This is a genomic window from Streptomyces violaceorubidus, assembly GCF_000717995.1.
Lineage (GTDB): Bacteria > Actinomycetota > Actinomycetes > Streptomycetales > Streptomycetaceae > Streptomyces > Streptomyces violaceorubidus.
The window spans coordinates 1-21,372 of sequence record NZ_JODM01000006.1 but is presented as its reverse complement, the minus strand read 5'-3'; the positions used below and the strand labels follow the sequence as shown (position 1 = coordinate 21,372).

The following is a 21,372-nucleotide window of genomic DNA, read 5'->3' as shown; positions in this document are numbered from 1 at the left end:
GGTGGACCGGCAACTCGCCCTTCCCTTTGCGAAAGGAACCGCAGACATGCAAGAAGACCAGCGTGTTTTCGATGTCGCCATCGTCGGAGGCGGCATCGGCGGGACGATGCTGGGGACCGTACTCGCCCGCCACGGCGTGCGGGTGCTGCTGCTGGAGGGCAGCGGTCACCCCCGGTTCGCCATCGGAGAGTCCACCGTCCCCGAGACCACCTTCGGTCTGCGGGTCCTCGCCCGCCGCTACGACGTCCCGGAACTCGAGCACCTGGCGACCAACGCGGCACTGCGCCGCCATGTGTCGTCGAACTGCGGGGTCAAGCGGAACTTCAGTTTCATCTACCACCGGGAGGACGAGCCGACCCGGCCCGACGAGTGCACGCAGTACCCCACCTGGGGACCGCCGCTCGGCCCCGACTCGCACTACTTCCGGCAGGACGTGGACGCGTACATGTTCCACGTCGCCGTCTCCTACGGCGTCACCGCGTACACCCACACCATGGTCGACGACGTGAAGTTCGAGGAGGACGGCGCCACGCTCGTCACCCGGGACCGCGGCAGCTTCCGGGCGTCGTACGTGGTCGACGCCGGAGGGATGCGGGCGATGCTGCCCGAGCGGCTCGGGCTGCGCCAGGAGCCGCCGTACCGCACCCGCTCGCGCACGATCTTCACGCACATGGTCGACGTGCGGCCCTTCGACGCGGTGTCGCCGCCGCGCGAGCAGCACGGCATGCCGAGCCCGTTCAGCCAGGGGACGCTGCACCACATGTTCCAGGGCGGCTGGCTGTGGGTCATTCCCTTCGACAACCAGTCGGCCGGCACGAACGAGTTGTGCAGTGTCGGCCTGAACCTCGATCTCGACCGGTACCCGCGCCCCGACGACATGCAGGCGGAGGAGGAGTTCTGGCACCATGTGCGCCGCTTCCCCAGCGTGGCACGGCAGTTCGAGCGGGCACGGGCGGTCCGGCCGTACGTGTCCACCGACCGCACCCAGTTCGCCTCGCAGAAGGTGGTCGGCGACCGGTGGTGCCTGCTGCCGCACGCCAGTGACTTCATCGACCCGCTCTTCTCCAGCGGTCTCGCCGTCACCGTGATGGCGCTCAACGCCCTGAGCCACCGGCTCATCGACGCCGTGCGCCAGAACGATTTCGACACCGCCCGGTTCGCGTACCTGGACCACTGGACCAAGCGCATGTTCCGGTTCTACGACGACCTGGTGTCGTGCAGCTACATCGCGTTCGACGACTTCGACCTGTGGAACGCGTGGAACCGGGTGTGGACCCTCACCACGCTCTACGGCACGAACGCCCAGAACCAGGTGGCCGTGAACTACGAGAAGACCCACGACCCCGCCTGCTTCGACGTCCTGGAAATGCCGCCGTACCGGGGTCTCCAGGGGATGGACAATCCCTGGGTCGAGCGGATGTTCGACCAGTCGCGGGACGCCGTGCTCGCCTACCGCGACGGGGAGTCGACGAAGGAGCAGACGATCGCCCGCATCTACGAGGTGCTGGGCGAGAGCGGTCTCGTCCCGTCCGTCTGGGGAACCCTGGACCCCGACAACCGGTGCCCGTCCGGGGTGTTCACGCTCTGGCCGCTGATGAAGATCCTGCTGTGGGGCAAGTACCGCTCGCCCCGGCACGTGAGGGGCTCCTACTTCACCGGGGGCGCGCGCCTGGTGGGCAAGGAGGCGGTCCAGGCGTACACCAGCGAACTGCGCGCCGGCAGTTCGCTGGTGCACCAGACCGTGCGGGACATGTGGCTCAACTGGAACCGCGACTGGGCACGGCGGCCCGCTCCTCGGAAATGAGCGCGAAAAAACATTTCCGCCACCCCGCGGAGGCACACATTCCGGTTTGCCGCTCCAGGGCCTCGGGTAGGAAAACCACATGGCCGACAAATAGAAAGTCGACCGCGGTTCTCCCTGCCCAATCCGAGAGACAACGGGCTGCAATCCACCATGGTGCGACATTCCACCTGCCAATCGCCCGCTGAATGCTCCTGGGAAGACATCTTCCAGCATCGGGACCGGCTCATGCGATTGGTTCGACGAAGACTGCCGAGTTTTCAGGACGCCGAGGACTGCGTTCAGGAAACCATGGCCCGCGCAGCCGCTCACGCCGCGTTGGACAGGAATCGGCTCGGTTCCTTTCTGACGTCCGTGGCGCTTCGCCTCTGCATCGACTTCTACCGTGACATGGAGCGTCGCAGCAGACTTCTGCAGCGTACAGCGCTCGTGGACACCTTCGGCACGACCGAGGACGACGTCTGCGACCAAGACTTCGGCCGATGGCTGCTGAGCCAGGTGCAACACCTGCGGGGACGGGAACAGGAGGTCATACTCGCCCGCGCCAAGGGGATTTCCACTGCGGAATTCGCCCGCATGCACAACATTTCCGTCAAGGCGGCCGAAGCCGCTTTCACCAGGGGCCGAGCCCGCTTGAAAAATGCGTGCGCGAAATCCCTGGAAGGCTGCCCCGGATAGGAGTCGGCAGCCACTCCTCTCCCCTCACTGAGAAACGGAAAGGGACTACACCCATGGGCAACAGCAAGAACATCCAGGACATCATCAAGGATTTGGTGGGCGATATGACCGACAGCTGGAAGGAGGCTTTCGACGACCTCCTGAACCGGGACGACTCGGATTCCTCGCCCGGCTCCGGCAACACCCTCAACACCCTGGCCGGACTGCCCCCGAACGCCCTCGCCGCACTGGCCGGGGCCGTCAACCCGGCGACCGCCCTCGCGGGCGTCGCCAACCCGCTGGCCGCGCTCGGCTCGGCCGGCAACGTGGCGGGCCTGGCGCAGAACCCGCTGGCCGCTCTCACCGGCGCCGCAGGCGCCGGCAACCCGCTCGCGGCCGCGCTCGGCGGAGCGGGCAACCCCCTGGCCGCACTGGGCGGGGCGGCCAATCCGCTGGCCGCCGTCGGCGGCGCGGCCGGTGCGCTCGGCGGGCTCGGTCAGCTGGCCGGCGGCCTCGGACACGCGGCCGGCGGAGCGGGCGACCTCATGGCGCTCCCGACCCAGCTCACCCAGCTGCTCCAGGTGCTCCCCAAGCTCCTGGAGGCGGTCCAGGGCCTGCAGAACATGGCCAACCTGCCGGCCCAGGCCGGAGCGCAGGGCCTGGCCGCGCTTCAGGGCCTGACGGGGCAGCAGGGGGGTGACCGGCCCCGCGGCGGCCAGTCCTCCACCTCCAGCTGACCGGTCGTACCACCGTCCCGTCGGCCGGCTCCACGCGGTGCGCCGGCCGGCGTTCGTCCCCGCAACCCACCTGAGGAGCACACACGATGGCGTCTGTCGTCGGCGATCGGCTGCGTCTCGTGGTCAAGGTCCTTGGCAGCCTCGTGGCCGACGAGGTGGGGCTGGGCGCCCGGCTGCGCGGGCGTACCAGGCGGGAGGCGCGGTCCCCGGCGGAGGGCACCGACCCCTCCGCCGGATCCGAGCAGCGCCGCGCCAAGGCGGTGCGGCAGGCGCTGGAGAGCCTCGGCCCCTTCTACGTGAAGCTCGGCCAGATCCTGTCCACCCGGCCCGACATGGTCCCCCAGTCCATCCGCGACGAACTGCAGAACCTGCACGACGAGGTCGACGTCCAGCCCTTCTCGGAGTTCGAGCCGGTGCTGGCCCGGGACCTCGGGCCGGACTGGAAACTGCGCTTCGAGGACGTCCAGACCACCGCCCCGCTCGGGGCGGCGTCCCTCGCCCAGGTCTACCGCGTGACACTGCCGGGCGGACGCGCCGCGGTGGTGAAGATCCAGCGGCCCAACATCCGCGAGGGCGTCCTCGCGGACATGGCCCTGATGCGCCGGGCGTCGCGGATCGTGGCCCGCGTCGCTCCCCGGTTCAACGAGGTCATCGACATCGAGGCGATGCTCGGTTCGGTCTTCGACGCCATGGAACCCGAGCTGGACTTCACCGGCGAGGCCCGCAACATGGACGAGGCCCGTCAGCACGTGCGCCCCTTCCGCTCCCTGGAGGTGCCCCGCGTACTGCACGCCAGTCCCCGGGTCCTGGTCCAGTCGCTGGCGGACGGGAAGTCGGTGCGGCACGTCGACCGCGCCCACTTCACGGACGCCGAACGCGTGGAGATCGGCAAGGATCTGCTGCGCTTCATGTACCACGGGTACTTCGTCCACCGGTTCTTCCACGCCGACCCGCACGCCGGCAACGTCTTCGCCGCCCCGGGCGGTCCGGCGACGCTGATCGACTGGGGCATGGTCGGCCGGCTGGACCGGCGCACCAGCCTCCAGCTGCTGCCGCTGTTCATGACGCTGGCACAGAACGACGGTGCCGGACTGGCGCAGCACTGGGCCGAGATGGGCCGTATGACGCCGTGGGCCAACATGCCCGCGTTCGCCGCCGACATGGCCGCGTTCGTTCCCAAGGTCTCCCATCTGTCCCTGGAGGACATGAACTTCGGGGTCTCACTCACCACCGTGCTCGCCAAGGCGACCAAGCGGGGCATCGGTTCCCCGCCGGCCGTGTCGCTGCTGGGCAAGTCGTTCGCGAACCTGGACGGCTCGGTGCGCTGCCTGGCGCCCGAGATCACGCTGCCCGAGGTGTTCCAGGCGGAGGTGCCGAAGATCCTCTTCGCCCTGGGCCGCGAGTTCCTCGGCCGCAACCAGTTCGCCCGGAACTCCATGGAGTTGCTGCTGGCCGCCGTCACCAGTCCCGAGCAGGTGCGGGGCGTCCTGTCCGACGTGGCCAACCGCCAGTTCGCGCTGAACATCCACGAGCCGCGCACCCCGGCCGCGATGGGCGGCCAGCGGCCCACCCGGCCTTCGGGGGGCATGCTCGCGCTGGGGGCCGCGGCCTTCCTGCTGGGCCGTCGCCGCTCCGGCTGATCCGGAACACGCCCGGCAACCCCGCCCCCGCCCTCCACCAGCCCCCTCCGCCTTCTCGGCTCCCTGCCGTTGCCTGCTGCTCCCTGCCGTTCCGTGCCAGTCCGTGCGCGCCGTGCGCGTGCGGCCCGCTCCATCCGCCTCCAGGAGGTTCCATGCCGGAAACCACCCGACCGCAGTCCCCGTCCGTGCCGGCCGCCCGCGCCCCCGAGGGCCTCTCGCACGCGGCGCTCTGGACGAGTGCCGCGCACGCGGCGGAGGCCCTGCGGCCCACGCCGTACGTCCTCGATCCGTGGGCCGCCGACTTCCTGCACGCGGCCCGGTTCCAGGGGGGACCGCCCGGCGACGGAGCGATGCAGCGCCTGCTGCCCGACTGGCAGGTGGTGCGCTCCCGCTTCTTCGACGACTACCTGCTCACCGCGGCCCGTTCGGGCTGCCGCCAGGTGGTCGTCCTCGGTGCCGGCCTGGACACCCGCGCCTTCCGGCTGGACTGGCCGACCGGGGTGCACCTCTTCGAGGTCGAGGTCCCTTCCGTCCTGGCCTTCAAGGACCGCGTGCTGGACGGCAGCCCGGTCACCTGCGGTCGCCGCAGCACTGTCGGAGCCGGCCTCACCGAGGCGTGGGACGAGGAACTCGTCGCGGCCGGGTTCGACCCCGCGCGGCCGACCGCCTGGCTCTGCGAGGCCCCGCTGTACTTCCTCGAACCCGACGCGGTGGCGACCGTCGTCACCACGATGACCGAACTCTCCGCCGAGGGCAGCACCTTCGGTGCCGAGTGCGTGAACTCGCAGGCGGTGGACTCCCCTCTGGTGGCCCCGTTCCTCAATGCCCTCGCCACGATCGGGGCGGCCTGGAACTGGCAGCTCGCCGACCCGGAGAAGTGGTGGGCGGAGCACGGCTGGGACGCTCGGGTCGCCGACCTGTTCACCCTGCCGTACGCGATGGAACGGCTGTCCCTGTACCTGCCGCTGGTCGGTGAGGCCGCCGCCAAGTGCGCCTTCCTCACCACCGGAACGCTGCGCGGACCGCGCTGAACCCCCGGACGACGAGGCCCCGGGCGCGTGCCCGGGGCCTCGTCGCGGACCGCGCGCCGACCGCGGCCCGATTCACCCGCGTTCCAGCTCCAGCAGCGCCGCGAGCCACAGGTCGGGAAGTGCGTCGGCGCTGCGGAGCGCCTCGTCGTGCACCACGCTGAGGCACGCGGTGTCGTGGTGGCTGGTCAGCGTCACCACGCTGCGGATACCGGAGGCGAGGGTCGTGAGGACGGCCGCGCGTCTGGCGGTGAGCCCCTGGTGGACCAGCGCCGTACCGAAGTTCACGCTGCTCACCGGTCCCGCGACCAGCCTGCCGTGCACCAGGCGGACACCGACCCGGGCGCCGACCGACCTCGGGGTGGCCGCCAGCAGCACGCGCATGGAGTCGCGTCGCCGGCCGGCCCGCAGCACGTTCATCGCCGCCACGACGCGGGCCAGCGCACGCCGCGGGGACTCCTCGTCGCACGGCAGCAGCACCCGGGCGGTGATCATGCGGTTGCCGGGCGCCTGCTCCTCGCCCGGGGCGCGTACGGACATCGGGATCGCCACGGGCAGGGGCGGGTGGACGGCTCCGGTCTCCTTCAGGTGCCAGGTGCGCACGGCGTGGGACAGGGCGGCGAGGTAGACGTCCGTCACCGTGGCGCCGTGCTTGCGGCCCACGGCGCGGAGCCGGGCGAGCGAGGTGTCGGCGTGGCACACGTCCACCCGCCCGGTGCACACGCCGTCGAAGGCCGGTTTCGCCGTCGCCGCCCCGAAGGCCCCCGCCACGTCCCCCAGCGTCCCCATCAGGCCCGCGGCGGTGGGCAGGCGGCGGGGCTGCGGGGCCGGTCCGCCCTCGGGGTCGTCACCGAGCAGGGCACGGGCGGTGTACGCGGCCCCCACCCCGTCCTGGAACGCGTGGTCGGTGCGGTAGCAGAGGGTGTGGCGGCCCTGCGGACCGTGCACCAGCCACACGTCCCAGGGCGGCCGGTCGTCGGCGCTCATGGGACGGGAGAGCATCAGCCGGCTGGTCGCCGAGCCGTCGGTGTCCTCGGGCAGCCACGCCTCGTGCACATGCCGGTCCGCCGCGATCCGGTCCACCCGCCGGAACCTCCGGCTGTCGCGCGCGACGCGGTAGTGCAACGCCGGGATGCGGTGGGCGCGTTCGGCGACCCGCGCCCGTAGGGAGTCCAGGGTCGGCGCGCCGCCCTCGAACGCGAAGGCGAAGACGACGGGGAGCGGCCTGCCCCGCGCGGCCAGGTGAAAGGCGACGTCGACGGTGCCCATGGCCACGGACGGCGGCAGGCGGCCGTCCCTGCCGAGGCTGGGTCGCAACATGAGAACCTCCCGGTCGATCTCAGGAACTGGAATGGGACACCACCGCACGGCGGTCGTCAGCAGACACGCCGCACGGCCCACCCGTGTGCGTCGACACAAACACGCACCAAGGGGCGCACGGGGCCGCGCAGGGGCAGACGGGGGGCGTGCGAGCGGTGCCACGGCAGCGGGTCGCCGGGGTCCGGCTCACCGAGCAGGGCGCCCGCCACGTACGCGCCGTGCGCCACGGACAGCGCGAGGCCGTGACCGCCGCAGCCGCCGACGTACCAGACGTCGGAATACCCCGGCACCGGCCCGACCACCGGCAGGTCGTCGGCGGTCATGCCGATCCGGCCGGACCAGCGGTGGGTGACCCGCACCCGGGCGAGGTCGGGGTGCAGGTCCCGCAGCCAGTGCTCCAGCCGCATCCAGGCGCGCTCGCGCAGGTCCTGGATGCGGGGCGCGGCGAGCCCGGCCGGGACCGCGGCGGTGCCGCCGCCCGCCACCAGGCCCCGGTCCGGGAGCAGCCGGAAGTACGGCGCCAGCGGCACGGCGTCGACGACAGCGTGTCCCGCGCGCCCGCCGAGCGCCTCGTAGGCGGCGGCGCTCAGCGGCTCGGTGGCGACGGCGTAGACCTCCAGCGGCAGGACCGTGCCGACCGGCAGGTCCAGCGCCTCGGCGGCGGAGTTGACGGCCAGCACCGCCTGCCCGGCGTACAGGCGGCCGTGCGGGAGGACGAGTTCCGGGCCGACCAGGTCCCCGGGGCGCAGGGCCAGCAGCGGGCTGCGGCCGTAGAACCGCACCCCCTTGTCGGCGCAGGCGCGGGCGAGCGCGCAGGTCAGGGCGGCCGGGTCGAGGGTGGCGGCCGGGCGGTGCAGGAGCGCTGCGCGGTAGGGCACTCCGACGCGCTCGCGGATGCCGGCCGGGGAGAGGACGGGGACGTCCAGGCCCAGTTCGCGGTAGGCGCGCGCCTGGCGGGCGAGCGCCAGCAGGCCCGCGGGCGAGCGGGTGGCCATCAGCTGCTCGCCTGGCCGCAGCCCGCAGGGCACGTCGAGCCGCGCGCACAGGTCGAGCACGTCCCGTACCGCCTGCTGACTGGCCCGGTGCATCCGGCGGGCCGTCACGGCGCCGAAGCGGCGCACCGCGCGGTCGAGGGCGGGGCCGGCCCGGGGGCCCAGCAGACCGGTGCCCCGGCCGCTGGCCCCGGCGGCCGGGTGCTGGGCGTCCACCACGGCGATGTCGAGCCCGGGAGCGCGTTCCGCGAGATGGTAGGCGCAGGACAGCCCGGCCAGACCGGCCCCCACGACGGCCACGTCCGCGGTGACCACGCCGTGCAACTGGGGCTGGGGCGGGAGTTCCGCCGGGTCCCAGTACGGCGTCCCGGCCGGCTGCCCGGTCATCCGGCGGCGTCCGGCACCGGTTCGGTCACCACGCCGAACCTGCGGTCGTGCCACAGCAGCGGGCGCCCGGCCCCCACGTGCACGGCGGCCATCCGGCCGACGACGAGGTGGTGGTCGCCGTAGCGGCGGACGTCCTCGGTGAGGCACACCGACCAGGCGAGCGCCCCGGCCAGCACGGGCACCCCCAGGACCTGCCGGGTCTCCGTCCCGGCGAACCGCTCGGCGGCGGTCGTCGTGGGGGACGCGAACCGTCCGGCCAGCTCCTGCTGTTCCTCGCGCAGCAGGTGCACGGCGAAGGTCCGGCGCAGGCGGACGGCGGCGAGGGTGCGGGAGCCGTCCCGCAGGCAGGCCAGGAGCAGCGGCGGGCGGGCGGAGAGGGAGGTGACGGCGGAGACGGTCATGCCGAGCGGGCCGTCCTCGCCGCGGGCGGTCACCACGGTCACCCCGGCGGCCAGCTTGGCGTAGAGGCCGAGACAGCGGGCGGCGCCCGGCCCGGGTTCCTCGTGCAGGGGCTCGGCGCCCGCGGGCGGGTGCTCGGCGGTCGCCGCCGACCGGTCAGCCACGAGCCGCAGCCGCGCGTTCATCGATCACCTCCGCGTCCGCCAGGCCCCGCAGCACCCGGGCGATGTTGGTGCGCACCGTCGACTCGGCCACCGGGTCGAGGATCTCGGCCAGTGAGGGGATGCCGAGGTCGAAGGCGGCGGTGAAGACGACGAGGGTGCCGCCGTCCCTCGGCTCGCACCGCCAACTGCCCTCGAAGGTCTGGAAGTCGCCGCTGAGCTGCTCGAAGGCGAGGGAGTACGTCTCGGGCGAGTAGGTGTCGCGCTCCCGCCAGCGCATCAGGCCGCCGCGGAACTCGACGGTCCAGTCCGAGACGGTGGAGCCGTCGGGCAGCGGCGGTTCGACGCGCACCTCGCGGAAGACGTCGCTGTACTCGGGATAGCGGCCGAAGTCGCTGATGCGGAGGTAGACCTCGGCGGGTGACAGTCCCTCGGCGAGGGCGTGCAGGACCACGTGGCGCATGGGGCGTTCGGTTCCTTCCGGGTGGTTCTCGGACGCGGGTGTCGGCCGGACGGTCAGCGCGGCGGCCGGACGGACATGCGGTCGGCCGTGCTGTGCAGGGCGTAGGTGAGGGTGGTGAGGAACAGGTCCAGCTCGGCGTCCTCGACCACGGCCGGCGGGGTGAGTCGCAGCACCCGGGTGGAGTTGAGGGAGTGGTTGACGAGGACGCCTCGGGCGATGAGCTCCAGCAGCAGTTCGCCGACCGCCTGCTCCTCGGCGAACTCGATCCCGATCAGCAGTCCCCGGCCGCGCACCTCGCGGACCAGCCCGCCCTCGTACGGCGCGCACACCTCCCGTACGGCGGCCAGGACGCGCGGGCCGAGCGCCGCCGCCCGGGCCACGGTGCCCTCCTCCTCCATCGCCCGTACGGTGGCGAGCGCGGCGGCGCAGGCGATCGGGGAGGCGCCGAAGGTGGAGGTGTGCAGGTAGGGGTCGCGGCTGAAGGGCGCGTAGGCGTCCGCGCTGGCGGCCATGGCGGCGATGGGTACGATGCCGCCGCTCAGCCCCTTGCCGGCGAGCAGCACGTCCGGGCGCACGTCCTCGGCGTCGACCCCCCACCAGGTGCCGAGGCGTCCCATGCCGGTCTGGATCTCGTCGACGACCAGCAGGGCGCCGTAGGCGTCGCACAGCGCCCGCACCTGGCTCAGATAGCCGGGGCGGGGGATGCGGACGCCGCCTTCGCCCTGGACGGGTTCGACGATGACGCAGGCCCGGTCGCGCCGGGCGGCCAGCGCCTGTTCGAGGTCGGCCGGGTCGTCGTAGGCGACCTGGGTGACATCGGGGAGCAGGGGCTGGAAGGGCGTCTGGTAGGTGTCGTTGGCGGTGACGCTGAGGGCGCCGAGCGTCTTGCCGTGGAAGCCGCGGCGGGTGGTGATCACCGAGGTGCGTCCGTGGGCGCGGGCGAGCTTCAGGGCGGCCTCGGTGGCCTCGGCGCCGGAGTTGACGAAGTGGACGTAGTCCACGCCGGGCGGGGTGTGGGCGGCGAGAGCCTGGGCGGCGCGGGCGGCGACGGGTTCCAGGAAGACCCGGCTGGCCAGCGGGTGGGTGTCGATCTGGCGGTGCACCGCCTCGACGACGGCCGGGTGGCGGTGGCCGAGGATGAAGACGCCGTAGCCGCCGAAGTCCAGGAAACGGCGGCCGTCGTCGGCGTGGATCCAGACGCCCTCGGAGCGGACCTCGGCCATGCCGCCCATGACCCGGCCCATGACGGCGCGACCGGAACCGATGTGCTTGAGGTAGAGGTCGACCACGTCGGTCCGCTCGGGGGCCGCGGCGGCCTCGGCGGACATGGACGGCGCGGCGGGTGTGGAGGACTCGGTGGGCGGCGCGGATTCGGTGGGCGGGGCAGACTCGGTGGGCGGCGGGGCGGTGGGTCCGGTGCGCTCGGCGGCCTCGGTGCGCTCGGGGGCTTCGGTGCGCTCGGCGGCCTCGGTGCGTTCGGCGGCCTCGGTGGAGGGGGGTGACATGGTCATCACGCCACCTCCGTCCGGGCCGCGGCGGCCGCGGGCTCGCGGTGCCGGCCGCGCAGGTCGGACCGGTCCGCCGCCCAGCTCTCCAGGTTGCGTACGAGCGCGGCGCGGATGTCGGCGCGGGTGACGCGGGTGCCGCAGTGCGGCGTGCCGAGGGAGGTGTCGAAGGGCAGCTCGCGTTGGAAGACCAGGAGCAGTTCGGCATAGTGCCGAAACCGCTGCCGCACCGAGGCGGGCAGTGAGGTGCCCTCCAGCATGGGCAGCAGCAGCCGGTGGACCGCCTCGACGGGGATGAGCCGCGGGCGCAGCGGCCGGGGCAGACCGTGGCGGACGGCGAACTCGGCGCAGGTGTCGGCGATCTCGCTCAGGGCGGGCGCCTGGCTGCCCGCGGTGAGCCAGTACTCCCCGCTGCCGACTCCGCCGCGGATCAGGGCGCCGATGGCGCGGGTGACGTAGTCCTGCGGGATCATGTCGACGCGGGCCTCGGGAGCGCCCGGCAGCACCGGCACCTGGCCCAGGACCATCGCGCCGATCGTCTTGGTGAGGCCCTGCTGTCCGGCGATGTGCCCGGTGGCGGAGTGGCCCATGACGACGGAGGGACGCACGATCGCGCCCGCCAGGCCCGCCTCGCGCGTCAGTTGCTCGGCCCGGCTCTTGGAGTCGAGGTAGGCGGCGGCGCCCGGGAAGCGCTCCCGGTCCTCCTCACTCGGCGTGTTGGCGACGAACGCCGTGCTGACCAGGTAGAAGGGTGCGTCCGCACGGGCGGCGAGGTCGAGCATCGTCTCCGCGCCGAGCGTGTTGGTCCGCACGATCTCCTCGGGCGGGGTACGCCAGTTGGTCTGCGCGGCGGAGTGCAGCACCACGTCGACCCGCAGGGCCAGTTCGTACCAGGCACCGGCGTCGAGGCCGAGCCGCGGGGCGAGGAGGTCGCCCTTGATCTCCCGCACCCGCGGATCGCGCAGGGGCGTGTTGCGGCGCAGGCAGAGCAGGTCGTAGTCGGGCGACAACTCGTCGATCAGTGCTCGTCCGAGCACTCCCGAGCCGCCGGTCAGCAGCAGGGTGGGACGTTCGCGCACGGTGGCGCGGGATGGTACGGGCAGGACGGTGGGACGTGAGGCGTTGCGCGGCATGGTGTGCTCCCCTCGACGGGTTTCGGCAGCCGTGGAACGTGGGGACGGTGGGACGGCAGCCGGAATCGGGCTGGTTGGGACGACGGCGGGGTGGGGGTCGGCCGGAAGGACGGCCGGCTCGGGGCCGGGCGGAACGGCACCGGCTCGGGGCCGGGACTCGACAGGACAGGACAGGACTAGGCGAGACCCGACGGGACCGGACCGGACCGGACCGGACCGGACTGGACTGGACTGGACTGGCGGACAACGACCGACTCGGGCCGGACGGGACAACGGGCGGCTTGGGACAGCCGGTTGGGGCAGGGCGGGAGCGGGAGCGGGGCCGGGGGCGGACACCGGACTGACGTCCGATCTTGTCGCCCCCCGGCGGCGCCCTGGGCGGCCCGGGATCAGCCCCGGGCGACGGACGGGCCGGGACCGGTCGGACCGGGCCCGCGTCGGATCCTGGCCGCGTCGGATCGCGGCCGGCCTGCTGGAGCCTGCGTCGGCATGGTGGGGCCGGACGGCTGGAGGCCGCCTCGGCGCGGTGGGGACGGGCAGGCCGCGCGGTGGGGCGGACGGCTGGAGGCCGCCTCGGCACCGTGGGGACGGGCAGGCCGCGGCTCCGGGCCGTCAGGCGATGGCGAGGGGGCCGTCGGCCAGGTACGCCGAGAGCGGGCTCGTCATGCGGGAGCGCGACGGCGGGTGCAGGGACAGCCCGTTGGCGCAGGCGGCCAGGTGGCCCACCTCGTCGGAGGTCATGAAGTTCAGCCCGCCGAGCAGTTCGACCGCGCGCGGGACGATACGGGCGAGGGCGTCCTGGACGCCGTAGCGCACGCACAGCGACTGGGCGAGCGCCGACTCGTCCAGTTCCCCGGCGTCGACCCGCCGGGCGACGCTCTCGGCGGTGGCCATGGCCGCCTCGGTCTCGACGAAGAGGCGTACGCGCTCGTGCTCGGGGATCCGCTCGTTCAGCAGGACCCGCTCCACCAGGGCGGACGCGGCGCCGAGGTAACTGCCCGTCATCAGCACCTGGAACCAGACCAGCCCGGCGGTCTGCAACTCGTCGAGGCGGTCCCCGGACGTGGTCGCGGTGCGCAGGACCAGTTCCGGCGGGACGAGGACGTCGGTGAGCGTCACCTGTTCGCTCTCGGCCCCGGCCAGGAAGGTGCTGGACCAGAAGCCGCTGACGCTCAGGCCCTCGCTGTCGGCGGGTACGAGGGCGACGGCGAGTTCGTCGCCCTGCCCGTCCTCGCGCGGGATCACCACGCCCGCGGTGAGCACGTCCATCGAGTGGGCGAGGCTGCACGGCCGTTTGACGCCGTTGATCCGGATGCCGTCGGGCGTCACGGTGGCGGTCATCGACGGGTCCAGGATCCCGGCACCGCTGCGGCCCTCCGCGAAGCCGGAGGCGATGACGCGGTTGCTCGACGCCACGCCCTCGATCAGCATCCACTCCAGACCGTCGCCGAGGCCGCCCAGACCGACCAGGGTGGCCATGGAGAAGTGGTGCATGGTGGTGGCCACGGCCAGGGACGGTGACCGGCTGCCGATGGCCCGCTGCACCCTTAGCGCGTCCAGCGCGGTGGCGCCGCGCCCCTGGTGGGACTCGGGGACGAGGAGTCCGGGGCCGCCGCTGTCCCGGAAGTACCGGATGCCCGGGCTGCCCGGCCGCTCCAGTTCCATCAGGGGGATCTCGCGCAGGGCGGGGTCCAGGTCGGGCAGCAGCTTGGCGAGGGTGGTGCGTTCACGTTCGAGGAATCTCATGGGCGCGCGGTCCTCCTGGACGGATGGGGGCTGGGCTGCGGTGCGGACGGACTCGGTCGGCGGGTGGCCTGATCGGGGCGGCGGTTGTCACACGGCGTTGGTGGCGCGCAGCAGTTGCCAGACGGCGCCGGGGCGGGGCCTGCCGCGGAAGGCGATGTACTCCGGGAGCACGGCGTGCGGGGCCCACTTCTGCTTGTACTCGAGCTGGGAGGCCGCGGGGTAGACCGCGTCCCCGTGCTCGGCCAGCAGGCGGGCGAACCGGCTGAACATGCTGCTCGCGCCCGGCAGTTCGTGACGCGGGTCGAGCCCGGTGAACGGCGTGAAGCCGAAGTGCAGCCAGCCCGCTCCGTCGGCGGTCAGGCGTTCCATGACGGTGGCGTTGAGCGCCTCCATCACGCCGGGCGGGGCGTCGGGCCGGCGTCGGCTGAGGTCGTGCAGCATGCCGGGACGGCTGCCGTAGACCGGCGAGTAGTTGACGTAGCCGACCACCTGGCCGTCGATGCGGCCGGCGAACAGGCGTCGGTGCCGCTGGAGGCTGCCGGTGCGCTGGCCGACCAGGAACCGCAGCTCCTTGACGTGCCGCCCCTTGTCCCGCAGCCAGCACTGGTCGAGGCGGTCCAGCTCGGCGCAGTCGTCGCCGTCCTGCACCTCGACGACCTCCAGGCCGGCCCGCCGGGCGCGCGAGATCTTGTTGCGCAGGCGCACGAACCGTGAGCCGCGCAGGGTGAAGCGGCTCAGGTCGACGGCGTACGACGCGCCGATCTGGTTGACGGTGAACCCGTGCGCCGCGTACAGCTCGGCGTCGGCCCTTTGCAGCTGTACGGCGACCAGGCGGCGTCCGGTGTGGGCGGCGAAGGCCTCCAGCAGGCGCGCGCGGTGCTCGGGTGCCGTGAAGGGTCCGCCGAATTGCAGGACGTAGCGGCCGGAGGTGCGGTACGCGCAGGCGCCGTCGAACCGGTCGTCCTGGAAGTAGGAGTTCCCGCTGTTGAGGGCGAGAAAGGAACTGGGGTTGTCGCTGTGCGCGGCGAGCGTGTCAAGTACGGACGGCATCGGTACCCTCCACGGAATTGCGTGCCGCACCGCGGGCGCCGGGTTCTCGAGGTGTGCGCACCTCTCGGGGGTAGACCGTCGGACGGTATTCCTGCTCGAACAGGCGGAACGCCGGGTTCGTTTCCGGTTCGAAGGCGACACCGAAGGGTTTGAGGGAGTTCCCGAACAGTGCCCGATCGCCCATGAGGTGAATCGGAAGGGCCAGCAGCGCCCATTCCGGCCGGACGAACAGCGCCCAGGCCCCGGCCAGGAGACCGGCGGTGACCAGGCTGTGCATCGTGTTGTAGGCCACGTAGTAGCCGCGCGGAACCCGTCTGTCCGGGCGGCGCCGGAAGGCGATCGCACCGGGGATGTATCCGATCGCGTCGATCACGGTGAACAGCAGCACGAATACGCCCCAGCGAATTTCCGTACGGTGCTGGACCGCGAGCACGAGGGATACGGCGAGAAATCCCAGCCATTCGAGTCGGGAGAGAGCGAAGGTGACCTTCGTCTCGAATCGGTTCTTGGCGTCCACGGGCGCTCCTGAATTGCGCGTACGATTCCGGGGCCCGACATCAGCCTGCCCCCTCGCTGTGGTCTGTCACTCCGGTTTACGCGCCAAGGGGTCCAACCCCTCGTAAAGTGGGGACGATTGGGATCACGTGACCCTCGGGGGGCTGTTTTCATGACATCGGCTTGGGAGTTGCTGCTGCCTGCCGCCTCGGCACCGGCACGCGCGCGGGGTCGGGCACTGCGGCAAGCGCTGCGGGACGCGGTCCGCTCGGGCCGCCTCGCGGCGGGCACCCGGCTGCCGTCGAGCCGGGACCTCGCGGCCGATCTCGGTGTGTCACGGGGGCTGGTCACCGAGGCGTACGAGCAGTTGACGGCCGAGGGCTATCTGCGCAGCGGACGGGGTGCGGGCACCTGGGTGGGCGAGGCCGTACGGGCCGCCCGGCCGCGCGCGCGTGACCTCTCCCCGCGCGCCTCCGGTGACCTGGCGGACTTCGTGCCCGGGACGCCCGACCTGTCGCTCTTCCCCCGCTCGGCGTGGGCCGCGGCCCAGCGGAGCGTGCTGGCGGACCTGCCGCACGAGGGCCTCGGCTATCCCGACCCGCGTGGGCTGCCCGCGCTGCGGACCGCCCTGGCCGAGCTGCTCGCGCGGCGCCGGGGCGTGGTGGCGGACCCCGAGCGGATCGTGGTGGTCAGCGGGGTGGCGCAGGCCACCGCGCTGCTGGCGAGCGTGCTCCACGCGCGCGGGATGCGCACCGCCGGCGTGGAGGACCCCGGCAGCCCCCAGCACCACGCCCTGTACGCCTCGGCGGGCCTCGGCACCGCGCCGCTCCCCCTCGACGACGAGGGCCTCGTCCCGGGCCCGCTGTACGCGTCGGGCGTACGGGTCGTGGTGACGACACCGGCCCACCAGTTCCCCACCGGGATCGCCTACGCGCCGCGGCGCCGCGCGGAACTGCTCGACTGGGCGCGGTCCGTGGACGGCCTCGTCCTGGAGGACGACTACGACGGGGACTTCCGCTACGACCGTGCCCCGGTGGGCGCGCTCCAGGGGCTCGATCCGGAACGCGTCGCCTATACCGGCTCGGTCAGCAAGTCCCTCGCCCCGGGGCTGCGGCTGGGCTGGCTGCTGGTGCCGGACTGGCTGGCGGACGACGTCGTCGAGCGCAAGCGCACCACCGACCTCGGCCACCCGACCCTCGACCAGGCGGTCTTCGCCCGCTTCGTCGAGCGCGGCGACTACGACCGCCGGCTCCGCGTCTGCCAGCGCGCCTACCGGGAGCGCCGCGACGCCCTGGTGGCCGCGCTGGACGAGCACTTCCCGGGTTCACGGGTCACCGGCATCGCCGCCGGTCTCCACGTCATCGCCACCCTTCCCGAGCGGTACGGGCCCGAGGAGGGCTTCCTCGCGCGCGTGGCGGAGGCGGGCGTCACGGTGCACCCGCTGGCGGCGTACCGGCACGGCGGCGCGGGCGCGGGTCCGGTGGGAGCGGGACCGGCGGGCGAGGGTCCGGCCGGGACGGGCCCGGTGGGAGCAGGACCGGTGGCGGCGAAGGGGGTGCGGCTGGTGCTGGGGTACGCGCACCTGACGCCGGGCAGGATCCGGGCGGGCGTGGAGCGGATGGCCCGGGCCGTGTGACCGGCGCCCGCGCGCGAGCGGCGGACCGCTCGGGCCGTCCCGGTTGTTCACCGGCAATTTCCATGGGCGCCGCGCCGTGCCAGTAGGTCTGGCTCTGCACACCGGCCCGACACCGGCCCGACACCGGCCCGACAACCGGCCCGAACCCCGGCCGGATCCGGTCCGGTCCCGTCCGGATCCCGTCCCTGGAGGCGCATCCATGTCACATCGTCCGTTGCCCGGCCGCCGCAGCGTGCTGCGCGGTTCGCTCGCCGCGTCGGCCGCCCTGACCCTGCCCACCGCCCTGGGGGCGGCCCCGGCGTTCGCCCGCTCCGGTCGCCCGGGGGCGGGCTGGGGGGTGCAGACGGGAGACGTGACCTCCCACTCCGGCCTGGTGTGGGTGCGGCGGGGCGTGTCCGGGGCCCCAGTAGTGGACGCCCCGGAACACTCCATCGACGATGATGGGCCCGCAGTGCACGACAGCTTCCGGCGGCTCATCATGGGGCTGAGCGTCGCAAGTTACGGTGACTCCCGCCCACACGTCAGCCTGGTCGTCCTCCTGCGGAGGCTTTGCGGTGTCGGGAAGCTCCTTAGACGCTCCGCAGCTACTCACGCGCACCGTCCCGTCGGCACCACGGCGGGAAACAGTTCGGACGGTAATCCCGACGGTCCGTCGGCCGACACGCTGAAGTTCACGATGCGCGTCGTCCGGAACCGCGTGTGCCAGGGCTTCTCTGCGATGTGCTTCTTCGCCATCTCGACGGGGTCGTCTCCCGGACGCACCGGGATCATGTCGATACAGCCGACGCATTCGACGTAGTAGCCGGCCCAGATGTCGTCGAGTTCCTCGTTCGAGGAGATCTCGGGGAAGGGGTTCGGGCTCACGGCTGCCCCTTCCCGTGCGGGTGCCGGCCGATCTCGACCAGGAGATCCGACGCCTTCGAGGGATCGTAGAAGCGCCCCTTTGCGTCGAGCGCCTCCTCACGCTGCCGCGCGAGAGCGCCGCATACGTCGCACCCCGGCACGGGGACCGGGGTTCCCTTGAGCGGGTCCGTCAGCGTCACCGGGTCTTCGGGTAGCGCGCTCCGTAATGCCATGTCTGCACCTCCGCCACAGGCTCTGATGACTCGAAGCTAGGCGCGGGGCGTCTCGACGTTCCACGAAGTTCTACGAGGTTCTACGCAACTTCAGTCGAGCGCATCAATCGCGGCTGAGATGAGTGACCGTGCGGCCGATCCGTACACCGCAAGGGACGCCATCTCCTCGAAGGCGCGGGCGTACTGCGCAATCTCTCCCGGCGTCGTCACGGTCACTGCTGCTGTCAGGAGTTCGACGTGAACGCGCTCATCGTCGAACACGGTGAACGTCTCCAGCGTCCACATGTCCCGCGGATGGCCTGCGGGGACGACGCCGACGGATACGGCGGGCAGCGCCATGACGGAGAGGAGGTAGCCCAGTTGGCCGGCCATCGTGGCAGCATCGCCGACGACGTGACGGAGGACGCTCTCCTCCAGGAGAATCCCGAAGCGGTGGTTGCCCTTCCGGATGATGTGGGACCGCTCGACGCGCGCGACTGCTGCCTCGTCGACGTCGTCAGGCGTCCCATGGACACGCGCGATGCTCCCCAAGAGAGCCACCGCGTACTCGTAGGTCTGAAGGAACCCCGGGATCACGGTTGAGCTGTAGACGCGGAACTGACGCGTTCGCTCGTAGAGCGGGATGCGCGACTCCTGTAGCCGCCGGAGTCCCGTGCGCTGGACCCGGCGCCATTCCAGATACATGGAGTCGGCTGTCCGGTTGGCGGCGAGGAGATCCGGGATCTTGTCCTCTGCGCCACAGGCGGCACACCAAGCGCGGATGTCGTCATCTGACGGAGGCGTCGTAGCGCTTTGGAGGCGGGAGACCTTCGACGGCTGCCACCCTGCGCGGGTGGCGACGTCCCTACCCGTCAAACCGGCGTCGCGTCGGATCTCCCGAAGGTGATCCGCGATGGCGCGACGTGCGGCGTCAAGTGCCGTGGACGGGTAGGGACTCTGCATCAGTGTGCGTCGCTCAGATCCGGTATTCCTGGTGCGGGATGGCGCGCTCCCAGATGGCTTCGAACGCTTCCGCGTGGCGCTTCACAACGTCGGCCGCGTCCCCCATGACGTCAGCAACGAACCGGCCGTCGCCTCCGAAGAGACTGAAGCGGATGAGCCGGTCGTCGAAGATCCACAGATCGTTGCCCGGGAGGAGCAAGTCCGACGCCAGGCGACGAGGAAGCCACCGCACATCTTCACCGGCCGTGAGGTTCTGCGGAGTGCACGAGTGCTCGTAGCGGATGTACTCGCTTGCAGGTTCCGAGACGACACGCGCCCGTCGAATAGCCACGCCGCGAGCGACGGCGTCCGCCACGGACTGATGAAAGCCGTTCCACCATGATGAGCGGTCCGCGTGGTCGTACTCCCAACCGTCACGCCATGCCGCAAAGTCGGCGTCCTCCTCCGCAACTCCGTAGAGGTCACGGGTCTCCAGGTGGACCGCGGAACGGCTACAGCCGGCGAGTAGCTCAGCGAACGGCGGTACCGTCTGCGGCATTGAGCGCCTCCCTGATCTGCTCAGCCATGCGGAGAGGCAGCCGGACGACCGCCTCCGTGTCGGGGATAGGCCCCGTTACAAGGCATTCTGCCTGGAGAGCGTCGTCCGCCCTCCAGCCCTGGAACACGAGTTCCCCCTTGTCCTCGTCGAGCCACACCGTAGGGCAGTGGTCGCCGTTGGCCTCAGGGTCCTTGCCGAACGAGCGTAGAGCCATGGTGTCCTCCATCGTCACGCGGATTGCGCAATGTTCTACGACCATCACGCCGACGGGGGGCGGGCGTCAAGGGTGCCTAGACCGGGAACCCAAGTGCCCGCATGCGCTGCCGCCACAGTCGCCCGGCGTCGGGGGTGCAGTACAGCCGCACGCGTCCCGGACCTTCCACCTGGGGCACTTCCTCCCCGCAGTGCGGGCACGTCACGGTGTGGCTCTTGGCCGGCTGTCCGAGCATGGTTCCTCCTGAAGTCTGGGCATGAAAAGGGGCCGTACCCAAGAGGGGTACGGCCCTGCGGTGTGCGTGACGTGTGCTTATACCCAGCGACCGATGTCCAGCGAACGGGCCGCCTCTCGGTCATAGGTGTTGATCTCTGTGCGGACGACGTCGGTGATCTCACGGTCGCCCATGAACACCCGAACCTCGTTGTAAACGGGGGAGGCTCCGCCACCCTTCGCGGCGCTGATGTCCGCGAGTTGCTGGGAGGTCAGTTGGTGGCTCTGCGCGTCGCCAGCCTGGCCGTACAGCTTGCGGATCATGCCCCACTGGTCCGACGTCAGGATCGGCTCCGGCTCCCGCGTCTGGTTCGACACGAGGGACAGGCCCGGCGGGAGGAAGCCGCCATTGTCGAAAAGCAGTGGGAAGGGGTCCACCGTTGCGCCGTTACGTCGCGCCTCCAGGTGGAGGTGTGGGCCGGTGGTGTTGCCGGTCGCGCCAACCTTGCCGATGCCCTGCCCGCGGATCACATCCTGACCTGTCTTCGCCGTCATCCGGCTGAGGTGCGCGTACATCGACGCCGGTCCGCGGCCATGGTCAATCAAGATGTGGTTGCCGTACGGGCCTCCACTCTTCGCGTAGGTCACCCGTCCGTCGTCGATAGCCTTGACGGGAGTTCCGGTCGCTGCGGGGAAGTCGAGGCCCGTGTGATAGCCGCTGGACCACATGGAGCCCGGGACACCGAAGCGGGTGCCCACGGCTGCCAGGACGGGGAGAGCCCAGTCACCGCTACCGACGCGGGGCGCTCCGTCGCGGCCTCCGAAGAACGACGTTGCGGCGCTGACGATCTTGTCCTTCAGACCGCCGATCATCTTCCCCGGGATCTTGGCCAGGTAGTCGGCCATGGGGGTGTCCCCGACGCCGGCCCGGACCTTGTCGAGAATCGGCTTCATCGCCTTGGACCACGCGGCACCGGAATCCGTCAGGAAGTCGATTCCGGCCGACGCCAGGTTCTTGGTGAAGTCCAGTGATGAGCGTTTTCAACGTGGCCACTGATCGGGTGACGGCGGTGATGCGAACCCGGGTGCGCAACGGACAGGGCTCCCGTGCCGTTGAGGGAGGTGTTCGACATCTGAACCCAGCAGCACAGGAGCCCTGTTGGTTCCGTATCCTGCCGCACTCGACCTCCCGCATGCCCTGGTCGAGTGGGTCACGATGCTCATCGTCACCCGTGAGGG

General features: G+C 71.8%; 20 protein-coding genes and 2 pseudogenes. 8 read left to right on the top strand and 14 right to left on the bottom strand.

Features of this window, described 5'->3' with window-relative positions; all coding sequences use genetic code 11:
• Positions 1 to 46 precede the first annotated feature (46 nt).
• The 5 genes from IE94_RS0110820 (at position 47) to IE94_RS0110800 (ending at position 5,866) form a co-directional block, all read left to right on the top strand.
• The gene (locus IE94_RS0110820) at positions 47 to 1,804 is read left to right on the top strand and encodes an NAD(P)/FAD-dependent oxidoreductase (protein ID WP_030181657.1); all 1,758 of its coding nucleotides are present in this window, start codon (positions 47 to 49) and stop codon (positions 1,802 to 1,804) included.
• Positions 1,805 to 1,954: 150 nt separating this feature from the next.
• Entirely contained in the window at positions 1,955 to 2,479 is a 525-nt protein-coding gene (locus tag IE94_RS0110815) for an RNA polymerase sigma factor (RefSeq protein ID WP_280922693.1), read from the top strand.
• Between the two features lie 53 nt (positions 2,480 to 2,532).
• A complete protein-coding gene (locus tag IE94_RS0110810) occupies positions 2,533 to 3,195 on the top strand; it encodes a hypothetical protein (protein WP_030181653.1) in 663 nt (220 codons plus the stop codon).
• Positions 3,196 to 3,281: 86 nt separating this feature from the next.
• Positions 3,282 to 4,835: an ABC1 kinase family protein gene (locus tag IE94_RS0110805; protein WP_030181651.1), complete on the top strand. Its 1,554-nt coding sequence runs from the start codon at positions 3,282 to 3,284 to the stop codon at positions 4,833 to 4,835.
• 152 nt (positions 4,836 to 4,987) lie between these two features.
• On the top strand, positions 4,988 to 5,866 hold the full coding sequence (locus tag IE94_RS0110800) for an SAM-dependent methyltransferase (protein WP_030181649.1): 879 nt from the start codon (positions 4,988 to 4,990) through the stop codon (positions 5,864 to 5,866).
• Between the two features lie 72 nt (positions 5,867 to 5,938).
• On the opposite strand, the gene IE94_RS0110795 is transcribed toward IE94_RS0110800, so the two are convergent.
• The 9 genes from IE94_RS0110795 to IE94_RS0110755 form a co-directional block, all read right to left on the bottom strand.
• Complete coding sequence (locus IE94_RS0110795; protein ID WP_030181647.1) at positions 5,939 to 7,183, bottom strand: wax ester/triacylglycerol synthase domain-containing protein; 1,245 nt, start codon at positions 7,181 to 7,183, stop codon at positions 5,939 to 5,941.
• A gap of 56 nt (positions 7,184 to 7,239) precedes the next feature.
• A complete protein-coding gene (locus IE94_RS0110790; protein ID WP_030181646.1) occupies positions 7,240 to 8,562 on the bottom strand; it encodes an NAD(P)/FAD-dependent oxidoreductase in 1,323 nt (440 codons plus the stop codon).
• Positions 8,559 to 9,146, bottom strand: coding sequence for a flavin reductase family protein (locus tag IE94_RS0110785; protein WP_030181644.1), 588 nt, complete (start codon positions 9,144 to 9,146; stop codon positions 8,559 to 8,561). The genes IE94_RS0110790 and IE94_RS0110785 overlap by 4 nt, the downstream gene beginning before the upstream one ends.
• Positions 9,118 to 9,585: an aromatase/cyclase gene (locus tag IE94_RS0110780; RefSeq protein ID WP_030181642.1), complete on the bottom strand. Its 468-nt coding sequence runs from the start codon at positions 9,583 to 9,585 to the stop codon at positions 9,118 to 9,120. The genes IE94_RS0110785 and IE94_RS0110780 overlap by 29 nt, the downstream gene beginning before the upstream one ends.
• A 53-nt stretch (positions 9,586 to 9,638) precedes the next feature.
• Positions 9,639 to 11,096, bottom strand: coding sequence for an aspartate aminotransferase family protein (locus IE94_RS0110775; protein WP_030181640.1), 1,458 nt, complete (start codon positions 11,094 to 11,096; stop codon positions 9,639 to 9,641).
• Positions 11,096 to 12,223, bottom strand: a complete 1,128-nt coding sequence (locus tag IE94_RS0110770) for an SDR family oxidoreductase (RefSeq protein ID WP_030181637.1) — start codon at positions 12,221 to 12,223, stop codon at positions 11,096 to 11,098. The genes IE94_RS0110775 and IE94_RS0110770 overlap by 1 nt, the downstream gene beginning before the upstream one ends.
• Before the next feature lie 612 nt (positions 12,224 to 12,835).
• Positions 12,836 to 13,969 (bottom strand): acyl-CoA dehydrogenase family protein, encoded by a 1,134-nt coding sequence (locus IE94_RS0110765; RefSeq protein ID WP_030181635.1) that lies wholly within the window; start codon positions 13,967 to 13,969, stop codon positions 12,836 to 12,838.
• Positions 13,970 to 14,056: 87 nt separating this feature from the next.
• Positions 14,057 to 15,019 carry a bifunctional lysylphosphatidylglycerol flippase/synthetase MprF gene (locus IE94_RS0110760; protein WP_030181632.1) on the bottom strand — a complete coding sequence of 321 codons (963 nt, stop codon included), beginning with the start codon at positions 15,017 to 15,019 and terminating at the stop codon, positions 14,057 to 14,059.
• A complete protein-coding gene (locus IE94_RS0110755; RefSeq protein WP_030181630.1) occupies positions 15,003 to 15,536 on the bottom strand; it encodes a hypothetical protein in 534 nt (177 codons plus the stop codon). The genes IE94_RS0110760 and IE94_RS0110755 overlap by 17 nt, the downstream gene beginning before the upstream one ends.
• Before the next feature lie 150 nt (positions 15,537 to 15,686).
• On the opposite strand from IE94_RS0110755, the gene pdxR reads away from it, so the two are divergent.
• Both pdxR and IE94_RS37895 read left to right on the top strand, forming a co-directional pair.
• Complete coding sequence (pdxR, locus tag IE94_RS0110750) at positions 15,687 to 17,150, top strand: MocR-like pyridoxine biosynthesis transcription factor PdxR (protein ID WP_051777421.1); 1,464 nt, start codon at positions 15,687 to 15,689, stop codon at positions 17,148 to 17,150.
• Positions 17,151 to 17,349: 199 nt separating this feature from the next.
• Positions 17,350 to 17,535 (top strand): annotated as a pseudogene (locus IE94_RS37895) (alkaline phosphatase D family protein); the annotation flags it as partial.
• Between the two features lie 203 nt (positions 17,536 to 17,738).
• On the opposite strand, the gene IE94_RS40330 reads toward IE94_RS37895, so the two are convergent.
• From IE94_RS40330 to IE94_RS40585, 5 genes are all read right to left on the bottom strand, one after another.
• Positions 17,739 to 18,014, bottom strand: coding sequence for a hypothetical protein (locus IE94_RS40330; RefSeq protein WP_030181624.1), 276 nt, complete (start codon positions 18,012 to 18,014; stop codon positions 17,739 to 17,741).
• Between the two features lie 302 nt (positions 18,015 to 18,316).
• Positions 18,317 to 19,168, bottom strand: a complete 852-nt coding sequence (locus tag IE94_RS0110735; RefSeq protein WP_030181621.1) for a helix-turn-helix domain-containing protein — start codon at positions 19,166 to 19,168, stop codon at positions 18,317 to 18,319.
• A 13-nt stretch (positions 19,169 to 19,181) separates the two neighbouring features.
• Positions 19,182 to 19,706, bottom strand: a complete 525-nt coding sequence (locus tag IE94_RS0110730; protein ID WP_030181619.1) for a DUF6879 family protein — start codon at positions 19,704 to 19,706, stop codon at positions 19,182 to 19,184.
• Positions 19,678 to 19,932 (bottom strand): hypothetical protein, encoded by a 255-nt coding sequence (locus IE94_RS0110725; protein WP_425337961.1) that lies wholly within the window; start codon positions 19,930 to 19,932, stop codon positions 19,678 to 19,680. The genes IE94_RS0110730 and IE94_RS0110725 overlap by 29 nt, the downstream gene beginning before the upstream one ends.
• Before the next feature lie 300 nt (positions 19,933 to 20,232).
• Complete coding sequence (locus tag IE94_RS40585; RefSeq protein ID WP_245235219.1) at positions 20,233 to 21,039, bottom strand: M23 family metallopeptidase; 807 nt, start codon at positions 21,037 to 21,039, stop codon at positions 20,233 to 20,235.
• Between the two features lie 253 nt (positions 21,040 to 21,292).
• Here IE94_RS40585 and IE94_RS39070 point away from each other — a divergent pair.
• Positions 21,293 to 21,372 (top strand): annotated as a pseudogene (locus IE94_RS39070) (IS5/IS1182 family transposase); the annotation flags it as partial.